The sequence below is a fragment of the Flavobacterium sp. 90 genome (genome assembly GCF_004339525.1).
In the GTDB taxonomy this organism is placed as follows: domain Bacteria; phylum Bacteroidota; class Bacteroidia; order Flavobacteriales; family Flavobacteriaceae; genus Flavobacterium.
The window spans coordinates 5,077,732-5,091,365 of the sequence record NZ_SMGE01000001.1 but is presented as its reverse complement, the minus strand read 5'-3'; the positions used below and the strand labels follow the sequence as shown (position 1 = coordinate 5,091,365).

The window sequence follows — 13,634 nt, the reverse complement described above, 5'->3', positions numbered from 1 at the left end:
AAAGCCTTATTTTTGTTATGGGTTAACCCGAGGTAACCGGTTACCAAATAGAAACTAGTATGGCAAAAATTAATGATAATGGAGTACTTCGTGAAGCTAATTGTTCAGAAGAACTTATGGCAATGCGCGACAGTTTGGATGTTTTGGGAGGAAAATGGAAACTTATGATTCTGCGTTTCTTAACCAATCGAACACATCAAACGATTCACTTTAAAAAAATGCAACGCGAAATTGGAGGAATCTCAGCTAAAATGCTCAGTAAAGAATTAAAGGAACTGGAAACAAATTTACTGGTAAGCCGAACTGAACAAGATACTAAACCTGCAACTGTGGCGTATGCAATTACAGAATATGGAAAATCTGTACTTCCCGTAACCGAGACATTGGTAAACTGGGGAATTCTACACAGAGAAAAAATTATCGAATCGCTTAAATGAGTAATTTGAAAATAAAAAAACCTAACAGGTTTTAAAAACCTGTTAGGTTTACGTTATCAATGTTTATCTCATGTATTACTAGAACTTAAACCATTCGTTTACTTCTTCGGCTATAGTTTCTTTGATTTCAGGGTTTTCAAACTCATTTGTAACCGAATTATACTCGTAGTCTTTCTGCCATTTTTTAGAATGTAAAGCAACTTGTTCAATTGCATCACAAATAAATGAAACTTCATCATTTGTCATAATTGGATGCAATGATAAGCGAACCCAACCTGGTTTATTAGTTTGGTTTTTCTCTAAAAGTTCGTTGGTAATTATTGCCGATTTTTTCTCATTTATATTGAAAAGATAATGAGCATAAGTACTCGCGCAAGACCAACCGCCACGAACCTGAATTCCGAAACGATCGTTTAAAAGTCTTACGATAAGATTATAATGAATGTCTTCGATTACGAAAGAAACGCAGCCTATTCGATCCGTTTTAAGGTCGCCCAGAATAGACAAACCTTTTATTTTTTGAAGTTTGGAAAAACAAAGATCAAGCAATTCCTTTTCTCTGTTTTTAATATTTGAAACTCCCATTTGATCTTTTAATTCTAAAGCTAAGGCAGTTCGTATTACTTGTAGAAAGCCTGGCGTTCCACCATCTTCTCTAACTTCGATGACCTCGCTATAACAATATTTCCCTAACGGATTCGTCCATTTTACATTTCCTCCTCCTGGATTATCCGGAAAATCAGATTTGTATAATTTCTCATTAAAAACCAAAACTCCACACGTTCCCGGTCCGCCTAAGAATTTATGAGGTGAAAAGAAAATAGCGTCTAATTGTTCTTGCGGATCTTTTGGATGCATATCGATTTTGACATAAGGCGCCGAAGCAGCGAAATCCACAAAACAGAGCCCGCCATTTTCATGCATGATTTTGGCTAATTCATGATAAGGCGTAATAATTCCTGTAACATTTGAAGAAGCCGTAAACGAACCTATTTTTATACTTCTGTCGGCATATTTTTTAATTTCTTCCGAAAGAACATTTGGATCAACTAAATTGTTTTCATCAGGACGTAAAATCACAACTTCGGCATTCGTTTCATACCACGAAACCTGATTAGAATGGTGCTCCATGTGCGTGATAAAAACCACAGGTTTGTCATTATCATCATGCTTTCTCAAACCAATTATTCGTTGCAATTTTGATAAAGCAGCCGTCATTCCGCTTCCGGTTGTCACCAGAACATCAGATTCGTTGGCATTAACCGACTTTTTTATAATATCTCTTGCGTATTGATAAGCATACGTGGAAGTTTTTCCGGTTTGACTTGAAAGTGAATGCGTATTGGCAATCATTGGACCAATTTTATTGAGCATAATATCCTCAATCGGGGCGTATAATCTTCCGCTGGCAACCCAATCTGCATAAAGCAAATTTTGTTTTCCATAAACCGATTTAAAAATATGATCAACACCTACTGTATTTTCTCTAAATTTTGAAAAATAACATTCTGATTCAACTGGTTTTGTTTCTGTCTCAATAGCATTCATTTCCTTATCATTTAAATTAACTAAATTTATTATTTTGGATTATATAAGTTCCGTTTATCATTCTGATTTCTATGATAAAATCAAATGTTTTTTTGGAGCTAATCCCGCACCCGAGCCTGAAAGTTCGAACTGGCGAAGCAATCCATTTCAATCTTTTGTTGCGAACCCCGCCACAAAAGGATTTCCACTTCTATCGGGCCTAAGACAATTATTTTCATAAGAATATTTTCGTTTCATTTGTCATTCCGAGGAACGAGGAATCTCCACAAGTAGCTCCGTAAAGATTGTCGATCATGATTGTCGAGTTTCTAACGGAGATTCCTCGTTCCTCGGAATGACAAAAAAGAAAATAGGCTCTAAATCCCTTTCTCTAAAAGCGTTTTAAGCGTAGTTTGCAATTCTTCTCCATGTAGATTTCTTGCTACGATAATTCCTTTTGAATCCACTAAATAATTCCCGGGAATTGCTCTTACGCCATATAATTTTGCAACGGCGCTATTCCAGAAAAGTAAATCAGAAACGTGTGTCCAAGTCAAATTATCGTCCTGAATACCTTTGATCCAGTTTTCTTTCTTTTTGTCTAAAGAGATTCCGATAATATTAAATCCTTTATCGTGAAATTCTTTGTAAGCCGCTACGATATTTGGATTTTCTTTTCGGCAAGGTCCGCACCATGAAGCCCAAAAATCAACTAAAGTGTAACCTCCTTTTAGAGTTTCATAAAAACGAACTGGTTTTCCTTCGGGATTAACGCTGGTAAAATCAGGGGCTTTTTTTCCAACCGCCAATCCGCTTAAAACGGTAACCAGTTCTTTTAATTCTTTCACGTAAGTGGTACTTTGAAGGCTTTTGTCAAGCAAAGCAATGTTTTGAGTAATTTGCTCCGGCGACAATCTGTACGACCAGTTTCGGTACAAAACATAAGCCGAAACAATAGATTTTGGGTTTTCTGTAATGAATTTACTAATTTCTACATCTTTCGATTTTTTATAGGTTTCAAATAAATTCTGAGCCTCAGAACCTTCTACTACAGATCCACTATAGTATTTCTTTGGACTTAATTTTACTGTTATAGGGCCTTTTTCAAGGAAAATATACAGCGGAGAATCTTCTGTATTCACGCTTAATCCGTATAATTCAGGAGTTTTTACTTTTGTTTTAAAACTAAAACTTCCATCTTTTACTTTTACCGAATCAATTGTGGTAAACATTTTATTGTGGAATTTTTGCAGATAAACATATTGCGCAACTGTATCTATAACAGTTCCTTTTAATTGCAAGCTTGTGTCTTGCGCCTGAGTTTGTGTAACCCCAAGAAATAAAGCGAAACCTAATAATATTTTCTTCATTTTATTTTGATTTTTAAGTGATAATATGATTTTTATTTTAATTGAAATTAGACAAGGGAATTCCTTTAACCCAATGTAAAATGGATTTTAGCAAATGCTATTTAAAGGGAAAATTGGATAAGAATTTAATGCTTTCGCATTCGGAAAACAGCCATACTATTTGCATCAAAAATTGAATTCAAAAATTCATAAGCCGCGTATAAAGTTGTGTCTGTTTTCATTTTAAAAAATAAAAGGTTTTAACATTCATGATCTTATTCAGATTTTGAGCAAATCTTTCTTATCTGTCCCGAAAAGTGGGAAGGATTTAGCACCTTATTCGGTAACAGGTTGCTAAGACATCATTGGGCCTATTCCCTCAGTCTTTCTGGATAAGTATCATACAGAAGTTTTCTGTGGTACAAATATATATACTAATTCTATAAAATTAGTATAGTTTATAAATATTTTTTTTTAAAATTATTAATAAAGCGTGTTTTTCATATCATAAAAGACTGTAAAATAAAACTTTACATTTAAATAAATCTTTTAAAGTTTTGTTATTTTATAACAGAAATTCATACACTTGATTGATAAAAAACATGAAATATGATTTTTATGTTGTAGAAAAAGCACAAAAAAACTCATTCCTTTTTTGAAATGAGTTTGTATAGAACAGATAGTAATCATGCAGTTTGTCATTCCGAGGAACGAGGAATCTTCGCAAGAAGCTCCGTCTAGAATGTCGCTAATCTTTGTCGAGTTACTTGCGGAGATTCCTCGTTCCTCGGAATGACAATACTTTGCGTTTATTAATCTTTGACGAGTTTCTAGTGTGATCTCTCCTTCGTCGAGATGACAATACTTTGCGGTTATTAATCTTTGACGAGTTTCTACTGTGATCTCTCCTTCTTCGAGATGACAAGATTAAGCCTATAAAATCCGTTTTAATCTGTGTTTTCGCAAAGCGAATCTGCGTCATCCGCGTTCAATATTGTCACCAATCTTTGTCGAGATGACAAGATTAAGCCTATAAAATCCGTTTTAATCTGTGTTTTCGCAAAGCGAATCTGCGTCATCCGCGTTCAATATTGTCACCAATCTTTGTCGAGTTTCTAGTGTGATCTCTCCTTCGTCGAGATGACAAAAAGAGCGTTATAATTTCAAATCCTCAAAATAAGCTGTAGTTTCTTCGATTAGAGAATGCATTAAATCTTTGGCTTTTGTGTGTTTTAAAATTGGCGAAATTTGTCCACCCCAGAATAATATCATATCCCATTTTTGTTGATCGAGCGCTGCTTTTCGCAATGGAGATATAAAAGTAGTTTGTAACGGAAAAGGCAGAACATCTGATTCTTTCCCTATTATATCTTTTGCGATTCGGCTTGTGATTCCGCGTCCAAGCCTTCCGGTGTAAGCACGCGAAAGTGTTGTGTATTTTGCTGCGTCCGAAAATAACATTTCTCTGTGAATTGGTAATGCATTCGATTCATCGGTTGCTAAAAATGCAGTTCCAATTTGGACTGCGCTTGCGCCTAATGTCAAAGCTGCTGCGATTCCTTTTCCGTTTGCGATTCCTCCGGCGGCAATGATTGGTATTTTTATTTTCTCTCGCATTAATTGCAGTAAAACAAAAGTTCCGGTTAAAGATGATTCGGCTGAAGCCAAAAAAGAAGGTCGGTGTCCGCCTGCTTCAAAACCCGAAGCGACGATCATATCAACACCTTTACTTTCCAGAAAAACACCTTCGTCAAGCGTTGTGGCTACTCCTATTGTTACAATTCCTAATTTTCGGCATTGTTCTAAAACATCATCTGAAGGAGCGCCAACCATAAAGCTAAAAACTTTTGGTTTAATGTCTAAAATAACTTCTAACTGATTTTCAAATCTTGATTGAAACGACGCTGGTTTTTCCGGTAACGGAATTCCAAGTTCATCATAATAAGGTTTAAAAAGTGCTTTTGTTTTCTCGAATTGTTCATCGGTTAAACCGCCATCCCGAATATCATGATCTGAAACCCAAAGATTAATATTATAGGGTTTATTTGTGGCTGCTTTTATTTGTTTGTCTGCTTCATAAATTTCCTGCGGACTCAAAGTATAAGCTCCATAACCGCCTAATCCGCCAAGATTAGAAACTGTTGCAGTTAATTCTACGGTTGATAAATTACCGCCAAAAGGTCCTTGTAAAATCGGATAGTCAATTCCTAATAATTCTTTAGCTTTTGTATTGTACCACATCGCTTTAAAATTTAAATTATTCGCTAATGTCTGTGAGCATTTTATTGACAATAATCCATTTGCCATCAATCTTATGGAAAGATAAAAAATCCCGATAGTTAAAGTCGTACATTTTAACATTTAATTCCGCTACAGCGATAGAATTCACGACTTTTATATTCAGAATTTCGCCTTTAAAAGGTTTTCCGGAGTCTTTTGGACTTTGTCTGTTTTTTACGCCATCCAAATACAAATCTACAGTTTTGAAGTAAGGTTGTCCTTTTACATCACCAAAAAGTAGCGATCCAGGATGAAAAATACTTCCCAGCAACATTTCGTCTCCTTCATAAATTCCTTTAAAATAGTAGTTTTCTACTACCTCAGTTATTGCTTTTATTTCGTCTTGTTGATTTTCCATTTTAATTTTATTTTGTGCTTTAAGTCCTGCCGTTAAGCAGGACATGAAAGCTATTAGTATTGCAAAAGTTTTCAACTTAATTTAAATTATGTCCGGCTGCTTTACCTCCGTCAACATTGATAATTGTTCCCGTAATAAAGTTGCTTTTTGCTACGGTATAAACCATTTCGGCAACATCGTCGATCTCTCCTACTCGATTTAATAAATGTAAACCTGCACTCTGATCTGCCTTGTCACCGTGCATTGGAGTTCTAATAACGCCTGGTGCAACGGTATTTATGCGAATATTTTGTTTTCCAAATTCCGCTGCTAACTGAATCGACAAGGCGTGAATTGCTCCTTTACTCGAAACTGGAGCCGAAGCTGGCCATCCGCCCAATCCGTGATTTACTAACGGTGTTCCGATATTGATTACGACACCTCCTTTTTGTTCCAGCATTTGCGGAATCACGGCTTGTGTTGTAAAAAATGTTCCTTTAAGGTTCGTTTTCAGAAATTTATCCAAATAGGCTTCATCAACTTCCAGAAATGGTTTGCTATCAAAGATTCCCGCATTATTCACCAATACATCTGCTGATCCGAATTTTTGGATGGCTAAAGCAACTAATTGTTTTCCGGTTTCAACATTACTCACGTCTCCGGCAAACATTGCAAGATTATCTCCCGCTCCAAATTCATTAAAAGCACTTTCTAATGCGCTTGGCGTTAATGAATTGATGACAACATTATCTCCTCTGTCCAAAAAATATTTGGCGATTCCTTTTCCTATTCCGGATGCTGCTCCGGTAACTATTATGGTTTGTTTTTTCATGATCTTTATTTTTTATCGGCTGTAATGCCTTTTTCTCTTAATACTGATACTTGTTCTCCTGCGTAACCCCAATCGTCCAATTCGATTTCCTGAATTACAACGTGAGTTAAGTGCGGATCTTTGTTTAAAACGTCTGTAATTAAGTTGGTTATTCCGCTTATTAATTCCTGTTTTTGCTCGCGGGTTACTCCTTCGCGGGTCAATTCTATTTTTACGTAAGGCATGACTTTAGTTTTTAAATTGTTCTAAATTAAATTGCTTGTGCAGTAATATTGAAATCCAATTCAAAATCATTGTAAATCAATGTGTCACCCAAATCTTTGAAGAAATTCCCAGAACGGAATCTGATATCATATTTGGTACGATCAATAACCAATTTACCCGAAAGTGTAATGGCATTTTCAGCATTTTCTAAACTCGCTTCAAAACCAACAACATGCGAAATGTCTTTTATAGTAAGATTGCCTTCAAGATAATAAGTGTTGTCTGAAATCTCTTTTACAGAAAGAATATCAAAAGATGCGGTTGGAAATTTTTCGATAGAGAAAAAATCATCCGAAGCAAGATGTCCGGCAAATTGTTCGTTTGTTGCTGCATCTGTAATGTCCAGAATTTTTATTGTAGAGGTATTAATTACGATATTACCTCCTTTTACTTTTCCACCATTCAAGATGAAATTACCTTCTTTGATACCAATTGTACCATTATGAGCACCAGTAACTTTTCTACCAGTCCATTCTACGTTGCTATTTGAGCTTACGATTTTAAAATTTGTTGTTTCCATTTTTATTGTATTTAAAAGTACAATACAAAGGAACGGCGGATATAAAAATTGGTTACGTGACCTAGATCACATTCTTTTTTTTTGAGGGACAGAGGGACAAAGTTGCAGAGGTGCAAAGGTTTTTAAAATCTAGATATTATTCCTTCGGAATTTTTGATGCGTTCCGGAGGAACAAAATATATTGTAGGGATGGATTTTAATCCATCATACGCAATCAAAACCCAATCTTGTCATTTCGACGGAGGAGAAATGACAAACTATACAATGTATCGCTATAATCTAAATCCCCATGGTTGAAACCACGGGCAATGTCGAATTTAGATAAATAAAAAATCTGCTAAATCTGCGAGAAACTTATTCTCATTTTTGTCATTTTGACAGAGAAGAAATCACACACAGGATTCGGCAAAGATTGGTGATTTAGTTTGCGGAGTTTCTTGCGAAAATTTCTCCTCCGTCGAAATGACAAACTACGCGCAAACATTATAAAAAATCTGCTTAATCTGCCGAATCTGCGAGAAACAAAAATCATTTCAATCCTTTAATCTTTGGCTAAAAATCATCATTTATGCGCCTGCAAACGGCTTAAGGTTTCTCTTGAAACACCCAAATAAGCGGCAATCAAATGTTTGGGAACAAGATTATACAATTGAGGATATAATGTCAAAAGTTCTTCGTAGCGGGTTTTGACATTGTTATTCATAAAAGATAAAAGCCTTTTTTGTGAGGCGATATATCCTTTATTGGTTCTCCAGCGAAAAAAATGTTCTACCTGATGGAATTCATTACACAGTTTTTCGCGGTCACTATTAGAAATACAAAGTACATCGGCATCTGTAATACAATCGATATTTATGGTTGCGGTTGTTTGATTGTATAATGCGTTATAATCTGAAGTCCACCAAGTAGGCATGGCAAACTGAAGAATATACATTTTGAATTCGTCATTTATAAAAAAGGCTTTCAAACAACCTGAAATCACAAAATACTCGCAATCAACATGATCTCCAGCGCTTACAATCGTTTGTCCTTTCTTGAAAGAAATTGGTGAAAAATGAGAAAAAAAGTAATCGAATTCCTCGTCCGTCAATAAAGCGGTTTTGGCAATATGTTCTTTTAATAGTTCTTTGGCTCCCATTCTTATTATATGAATTTCAGTTGTTCAGCAAGTATTTTTCAAAGTTACGAAATCGGATTACATCAAAACTTTAGTTCAATAGAAAAGCTTAAAGTTTAGAATGTCTGATTCAAATCTAAAACTGTCCATTTCGGCAAAAAAGCAATATGATTCCGAAGCCTTTCGCCGCAAATTTGTCCTGTTTAACAACTTAAAAATTAAAATCATGAACACAAAAACAACAAAAATTATTTATTGGACAGGAATTATTTTAACTTCTTTATGGTTCGGTGCCAGCGGTTTTTTTGAACTTACAACAAATCCTGTAGTTTGGAAAATTACACAGCAATTGGGTTATCCTACGCATTTTATTTATTTGCTTGGCGTAATGAAAGTTTCCGGAGTTATTACACTTTTGATTCCAAATAAATTATTAAGGTTGAAAGAATGGGTATTTGCAGGCGTTTTCTTCGACATTATTTTTGCTTTCTTTTCAAAAGTGGCAGTATTAGGTTTTCCGGCAACAATCGATGCAATAATTGCTTTTGTTATGGTAAGCGTAACGTATATTATGTTTAGAAAATTATATACTGCAACTTACGTTAAAAACGAAATCGAAGCTTAAAATTTCTATCCATTTCAGAAAACAAAAAATATCAAACTAAAGATGTCTGAAGGTTTATTCAGACATCTTTAAGTTTATTCAAAACATTAAAATACATCTAATTATTTTACTTTATCTAAAGTAAAAATTTAAACATTAAAAATCATGAAAAATGCACTTTTAATAGTTGCGGTAATCGCACTTTCGGTTCTCTTTTTTCTCAATTGTTATATGTTTCCGGACAGTCACGAAGAGTTAATTGGAAAGCCAAAATCTGAAAAAACAAATCTCGAAATCTCCAATAATAATGGCTTTGCGATTGTAGAGCTTTTTACTTCAGAAGGTTGTTCGAGTTGTCCTCCTGCCGATGAATTAATAACAAAATTGCAAAAAGAAACTAGCAGTAAAAACATTTATCTCTTAGCGTATCATGTCGATTATTGGGATCGTTTGGGCTGGAAAGATCAGTTTAGTTCGAATGAATTTACAATCCGACAACAAAAATACCAGGATTGGCTTCACTTGTTTGTAATGTACACGCCTCAGTTTATAATTAACGGAACTACTGAATTTGCGGGTTATAATGAAGCAGCTTTAGATAAAAAAGTTTCTGATGCTTTAAAAATTAAAACGTTGTTCGATTTAAAACTGAATGCAAAATCAAATAAAGATTCTTTAGAAGTAGATTTCAAGACTAATATGTTGGAGAAAAACACTAGTTTGTTTGTCGCAACGATTCAAAAACAAGGAATTTCTAATGTAATTCGGGGTGAAAATAAAGGGAATATATTGCATCATACTCAGATTGTAAGACGGCTCAATTCTTTTTCTTTAACTCAAAAAGACGGAAAAGTAAAGATTCTAAAACCTGAGAATTATAACTTGAATGACTTTCAAATAATTGGGTTTATTCAAAATACGGTTACCGGAAAAATACTTATAACAACAAAAGCTGATTTACAATAAATCAGCTTTTTTATTTCTCTTAATGTTATGGTTAATAGATCTTGTAATGTTTTTTGTCATTTCGAACGAAGAGAGAAATCTTCACGAGAAGCTCGACAAAGATTGGATTCTCGTTGTGGAGTTACTTGCGGAGATTTAGTTCATCTGTTCGCTATCGCTCGGGTCTCCTCCGTCGAAATTGTAAAGGTTACTTATTTCGGTAACGGATTTATCATTTCGATTGGTTTTTTTCCATCAATACCTTGATGTGGTCTTTCATGATTATAATAATATAAGTATTGCAATAATTCTTCTTTTAATTCTTCATGAGAATCAAAATCTGTGTCTCTCAATAAATCATCTTCAAGAGTTCTCCAAAAGCGTTCAACTTTACCATTAGTTTGTGGTCTGTAGGGTTTTGTGTACCTATGAACAATACCTAATTCCATTAACATCCTCTCAAAAGGGTGATTATTTTTCACTTTGCTTGTTTTAGGTCCAAATTCAGCTCCATTATCAGATAATATCTCTTCAAATTTTATTTCATAATGATCACTTAGGATGTTTAAACATTTCAATGCCGCAAACATAACTGTTAAACTGGTAATATCAGAAACTAATTCAGCCCAGGCAATTCGACTGTAATCATCTATTACACAAACTAAATAGCGATTTTTATTTTCCCCTTTAATTATACTTTTGCTCAAATAATGACAATCAATATGACCAAGTTGTCCCATTCTTTCCTTGATTATTTTTTGATGATTCTTTTTAATCTTCGGAGTTAATCTATTTATTTTATTGCGTTTTAAAATATTATAAACTCCTGAATATGATGGTGTATGCTTCCCTAATTTGGGCCTTAAGATACTAACAATTTCATATTTGTTGTTTCCTTTTTCTCGTAATGCAATTACTTTTTGCTCTATAAAAGGCAAAGGACGTCTTGTTTTATATTTGGGACCTCTTTTTTGGGGCAATAAATCAATAGATTTCCCACTTTGTTTAAAGCGATTATAATACTTTAAAAAACTCTTTCGGCAAGTATTATTTGCTGCATAAAAATCCATTGCTTTTTTATACAAAGGATGAGTTTTATTTTTTACCTGTTCATATTCTTTTATTAGAAAACGATACTTCTCTAAGTAGTTCCGCTCTAAAGTGGAATCCTGACTATTATTTCTCATCGTAACAAAATTTATTAAAGTTAAATTTTGTTACCGAAATATCTAACATCTACAGAAATGACAAGATTGAGGTGTATTAGATTACGCAAACCTTTGTCAAAGTTTAAAACTTTGACAAAGGTATCGATAGTTCAATAAATCTCTCGCTGAGTTTTTTGTCATTTCGAACGAAGAGAGAAATCTTCACGAGAAGCTAGACAAAGATTGGATTCTCGTTGTGGAGTTACTTGTGGAGATTTCTCCTCCGTCGAAATGACAATATTATGTTTAAACTTCGGGATTGCAAAGAAAATTACAATTCAAAAAGCTATTTATCTATTCTCTAACCAACTTAAAAACGCAGTAGCTTTTTCTTTTCCTACCAATAATTTTTCTTCGGTGGGAACGGTTAATTTTAGAATTAATTTGCGCGAAAAATAATGTTCTGCTTCTCTGATTGCTGAGAAATTAACTAAATATTGTCTGTTGATTCTAAAGAATTGCATTGTAGACAATAGTTTATGAACCTCATCTAGGGATTGTGTTATTTGATATTCGGTTTTATCAAATGTCATAATCGTTGGAGTTTCGTTTTTGATGTAAAAAAAGGCAATATTCTCTGTTAGCACAGTTTGATATTTATTATTTTTAAAAACCAAAAAACTACTTTTACCTGTATTTTCGCCAGTTCTCGTTAATAAATATTCGAAATCTGGCATCATTTTTTTATTCCTTTGAAAGAAATTCTTTAGTTCGCCTACTTTCTTAATTGCGTTTGCAATGCTTTCTCTCGAAAAGGGTTTTAAGACATAATCTACTCCGTTTGATTTAAAGGCTTCGATGGCATAATTGTCAAAAGCGGTGCAAAATATAACGGGTGACAAGACCTCAACGTTTTTAAATATCTCAAAACATAGTCCATCTGCAAGTTGAATGTCCATGAAAATAAGATCGGGCTGATCGTTTTCAAGCAAGTAACTTACGGCTCCATCTATGCTTTGTATATACGACAAAATTTGAGCATCTGGTCTGATACTCAAAATAAGCTGACCAAGTGCTTTGGCGGTTTTTACTTCATCTTCAATTATTACGATAGTCATAGATCATTGGTATTTTTACTTTGAAAGTAGTTTCGGTTTTGTCAATTTCAATTTCTTTATGAATGAGGTGCGCAAAACGCTGATTGATGTTATCAAGACCAACGCCTGTCGATAATACGCCTCTTTTGAGTTGTATTTGATTTTCGATCACGAGAAAATCATTTTCAGAATATAAATTAATATGCAATGGTTTATCAAGCGAAACAATGTTGTGCTTGATACAATTTTCGATTAATAATTGCAATGTAAATGGTGGAATTGCGGAATCGTATTGTTTTGAATCGACTTTGTTTATGAGTACAAATCCGTCTTCAAAACGAGCTTTGAGTAAATAAACATATGAATCTAATATTTGAAGTTCTTCCCGAAGCGGTATTAAATCTAATTTTCGGCTCTCGAGTGTAAAACGATAAAAATCAGATAGTTTTAAAATAAAATCAGAGCTCTGAGGATCTTGAATATCAACCATTGATTTTAGTGTATTCAGACTATTAAATAAGAAATGCGGATTGACTTGTTGTTTCAAAAGTTCGTATTGTGCGCCGAGATTTATAGCGTGAGTACGTTCTAGTTCTATTCCCATTTGCTGCGTTTGGTAGTTTTGAAAAAGCAAATGCAGAAACATATATACAATCAAATTGATTAGAACGCCTCGCAATTCGAACATTATTGGTGCATCCATTTTTGAGATTTGAAAAAGTTCCTGATGTACAATTACGAGTACAACCATTATTAGAATTCCTAATACAACACTCAGCAACAATTTCCAATTGAACAGACTTTTATTGGTGCGTTGTGTTGAAAATTTTGGGAGACTATAAATGTTATAATACCATATAAAAATGGAGAACATGAGCGTAATCGACGAATTGATAATAATATCTCCTGTAGTTGAATCGGTATCAAATAATTTGGGTATCGAAGCAAGAATTGCCAATGCTATAGAACTTCCCCAAATCACCTTTCGGGAGACGTGAAAGCTTTTTACTTTTTCCATATTTTTTCTGTTTTTATAGCTCTTGCTTTGTCAAAGATAGGATATTTTGAAAGGCAATTTATTTGATTTTGACTTTTGGAATACAAAATAAATTGCTTTCTAAAACTTAAATTTTAACTTTATATAAATCATTTAAATTAACTGTTTATCAAATACTAA

Annotated in this window: 14 protein-coding genes and 1 riboswitch; of the genes, 3 read left to right on the top strand and 11 right to left on the bottom strand. The window is 34.0% G+C overall.

Annotated features, from left to right (window positions below; translation table 11 throughout):
• Positions 1-59: 59 nt before the first annotated feature.
• Positions 60-437 carry a helix-turn-helix domain-containing protein gene (locus tag C8C83_RS20520; protein WP_121330426.1) on the top strand — a complete coding sequence of 126 codons (378 nt, stop codon included), beginning with the start codon at positions 60-62 and terminating at the stop codon, positions 435-437.
• Between the two features lie 78 nt (positions 438-515).
• On the opposite strand, the gene C8C83_RS20515 is transcribed toward C8C83_RS20520, so the two are convergent.
• The 8 genes from C8C83_RS20515 to C8C83_RS20480 all read right to left on the bottom strand — a co-directional run bounded on the left by C8C83_RS20515 (position 516) and on the right by C8C83_RS20480 (position 8,684).
• Entirely contained in the window at positions 516-1,985 is a 1,470-nt protein-coding gene (locus C8C83_RS20515; protein ID WP_121330425.1) for an aminotransferase class V-fold PLP-dependent enzyme, read from the bottom strand.
• A 356-nt stretch (positions 1,986-2,341) separates the two neighbouring features.
• Positions 2,342-3,334, bottom strand: coding sequence for a TlpA disulfide reductase family protein (locus C8C83_RS20510; protein WP_121330424.1), 993 nt, complete (start codon positions 3,332-3,334; stop codon positions 2,342-2,344).
• Between the two features lie 277 nt (positions 3,335-3,611).
• Positions 3,612-3,712, bottom strand: a riboswitch (SAM riboswitch).
• Between the two features lie 756 nt (positions 3,713-4,468).
• Positions 4,469-5,554: a nitronate monooxygenase gene (locus C8C83_RS20505; RefSeq protein ID WP_121331392.1), complete on the bottom strand. Its 1,086-nt coding sequence runs from the start codon at positions 5,552-5,554 to the stop codon at positions 4,469-4,471.
• 16 nt (positions 5,555-5,570) lie between these two features.
• Positions 5,571-5,951, bottom strand: a complete 381-nt coding sequence (locus C8C83_RS20500; RefSeq protein ID WP_233566169.1) for a nuclear transport factor 2 family protein — start codon at positions 5,949-5,951, stop codon at positions 5,571-5,573.
• 76 nt (positions 5,952-6,027) lie between these two features.
• Complete coding sequence (locus C8C83_RS20495; RefSeq protein WP_121330422.1) at positions 6,028-6,762, bottom strand: SDR family oxidoreductase; 735 nt, start codon at positions 6,760-6,762, stop codon at positions 6,028-6,030.
• A gap of 5 nt (positions 6,763-6,767) precedes the next feature.
• Positions 6,768-6,986, bottom strand: coding sequence for a 4-oxalocrotonate tautomerase family protein (locus tag C8C83_RS20490; protein WP_042564553.1), 219 nt, complete (start codon positions 6,984-6,986; stop codon positions 6,768-6,770).
• Between the two features lie 26 nt (positions 6,987-7,012).
• A complete protein-coding gene (locus C8C83_RS20485) occupies positions 7,013-7,546 on the bottom strand; it encodes a YceI family protein (RefSeq protein WP_121330421.1) in 534 nt (177 codons plus the stop codon).
• A gap of 562 nt (positions 7,547-8,108) precedes the next feature.
• Positions 8,109-8,684, bottom strand: coding sequence for a Crp/Fnr family transcriptional regulator (locus C8C83_RS20480; protein ID WP_121330420.1), 576 nt, complete (start codon positions 8,682-8,684; stop codon positions 8,109-8,111).
• Positions 8,685-8,889: 205 nt separating this feature from the next.
• Here C8C83_RS20480 and C8C83_RS20475 point away from each other — a divergent pair, with 205 nt between their 5' ends.
• Both C8C83_RS20475 and C8C83_RS20470 read left to right on the top strand, forming a co-directional pair.
• Positions 8,890-9,288: a DoxX family protein gene (locus C8C83_RS20475; RefSeq protein ID WP_121331391.1), complete on the top strand. Its 399-nt coding sequence runs from the start codon at positions 8,890-8,892 to the stop codon at positions 9,286-9,288.
• A 144-nt stretch (positions 9,289-9,432) separates the two neighbouring features.
• Positions 9,433-10,233: a DUF1223 domain-containing protein gene (locus C8C83_RS20470; protein ID WP_121330419.1), complete on the top strand. Its 801-nt coding sequence runs from the start codon at positions 9,433-9,435 to the stop codon at positions 10,231-10,233.
• A gap of 191 nt (positions 10,234-10,424) precedes the next feature.
• Here the strand turns inward: C8C83_RS20470 and C8C83_RS20465 are convergent, their stop codons facing one another.
• The 3 genes from C8C83_RS20465 to C8C83_RS20455 form a co-directional block, all read right to left on the bottom strand.
• Entirely contained in the window at positions 10,425-11,399 is a 975-nt protein-coding gene (locus C8C83_RS20465; protein WP_121326054.1) for an integrase core domain-containing protein, read from the bottom strand.
• 311 nt (positions 11,400-11,710) lie between these two features.
• A complete protein-coding gene (locus tag C8C83_RS20460) occupies positions 11,711-12,478 on the bottom strand; it encodes a LytTR family DNA-binding domain-containing protein (protein WP_121330418.1) in 768 nt (255 codons plus the stop codon).
• Positions 12,459-13,475: a histidine kinase gene (locus C8C83_RS20455; protein ID WP_121330417.1), complete on the bottom strand. Its 1,017-nt coding sequence runs from the start codon at positions 13,473-13,475 to the stop codon at positions 12,459-12,461. Before C8C83_RS20455 ends, C8C83_RS20460 begins: the two co-directional genes overlap by 20 nt.
• Positions 13,476-13,634 lie beyond the last annotated feature (159 nt).

What these genes read in the sequence shown, in the direction of transcription:
- C8C83_RS20475 (WP_121331391.1), top strand. Translation starts at nt 8,890, where the DNA reads ATGAACACAAAAACAACAAAAATTATTTATTGGACAGGAATTATTTTA.
- C8C83_RS20480 (WP_121330420.1), bottom strand. Translation starts at nt 8,684, where the DNA reads ATGGGAGCCAAAGAACTATTAAAAGAACATATTGCCAAAACCGCTTTA.
- C8C83_RS20520 (WP_121330426.1), top strand. Translation starts at nt 60, where the DNA reads ATGGCAAAAATTAATGATAATGGAGTACTTCGTGAAGCTAATTGTTCA.
- C8C83_RS20515 (WP_121330425.1), bottom strand. Translation starts at nt 1,985, where the DNA reads ATGAATGCTATTGAGACAGAAACAAAACCAGTTGAATCAGAATGTTAT.
- C8C83_RS20510 (WP_121330424.1), bottom strand. Translation starts at nt 3,334, where the DNA reads ATGAAGAAAATATTATTAGGTTTCGCTTTATTTCTTGGGGTTACACAA.
- C8C83_RS20490 (WP_042564553.1), bottom strand. Translation starts at nt 6,986, where the DNA reads ATGCCTTACGTAAAAATAGAATTGACCCGCGAAGGAGTAACCCGCGAG.
- C8C83_RS20500 (WP_233566169.1), bottom strand. Translation starts at nt 5,951, where the DNA reads ATGGAAAATCAACAAGACGAAATAAAAGCAATAACTGAGGTAGTAGAA.
- C8C83_RS20460 (WP_121330418.1), bottom strand. Translation starts at nt 12,478, where the DNA reads ATGACTATCGTAATAATTGAAGATGAAGTAAAAACCGCCAAAGCACTT.
- C8C83_RS20495 (WP_121330422.1), bottom strand. Translation starts at nt 6,762, where the DNA reads ATGAAAAAACAAACCATAATAGTTACCGGAGCAGCATCCGGAATAGGA.
- C8C83_RS20505 (WP_121331392.1), bottom strand. Translation starts at nt 5,554, where the DNA reads ATGTGGTACAATACAAAAGCTAAAGAATTATTAGGAATTGACTATCCG.
- C8C83_RS20465 (WP_121326054.1), bottom strand. Translation starts at nt 11,399, where the DNA reads ATGAGAAATAATAGTCAGGATTCCACTTTAGAGCGGAACTACTTAGAG.
- C8C83_RS20455 (WP_121330417.1), bottom strand. Translation starts at nt 13,475, where the DNA reads ATGGAAAAAGTAAAAAGCTTTCACGTCTCCCGAAAGGTGATTTGGGGA.
- C8C83_RS20470 (WP_121330419.1), top strand. Translation starts at nt 9,433, where the DNA reads ATGAAAAATGCACTTTTAATAGTTGCGGTAATCGCACTTTCGGTTCTC.
- C8C83_RS20485 (WP_121330421.1), bottom strand. Translation starts at nt 7,546, where the DNA reads ATGGAAACAACAAATTTTAAAATCGTAAGCTCAAATAGCAACGTAGAA.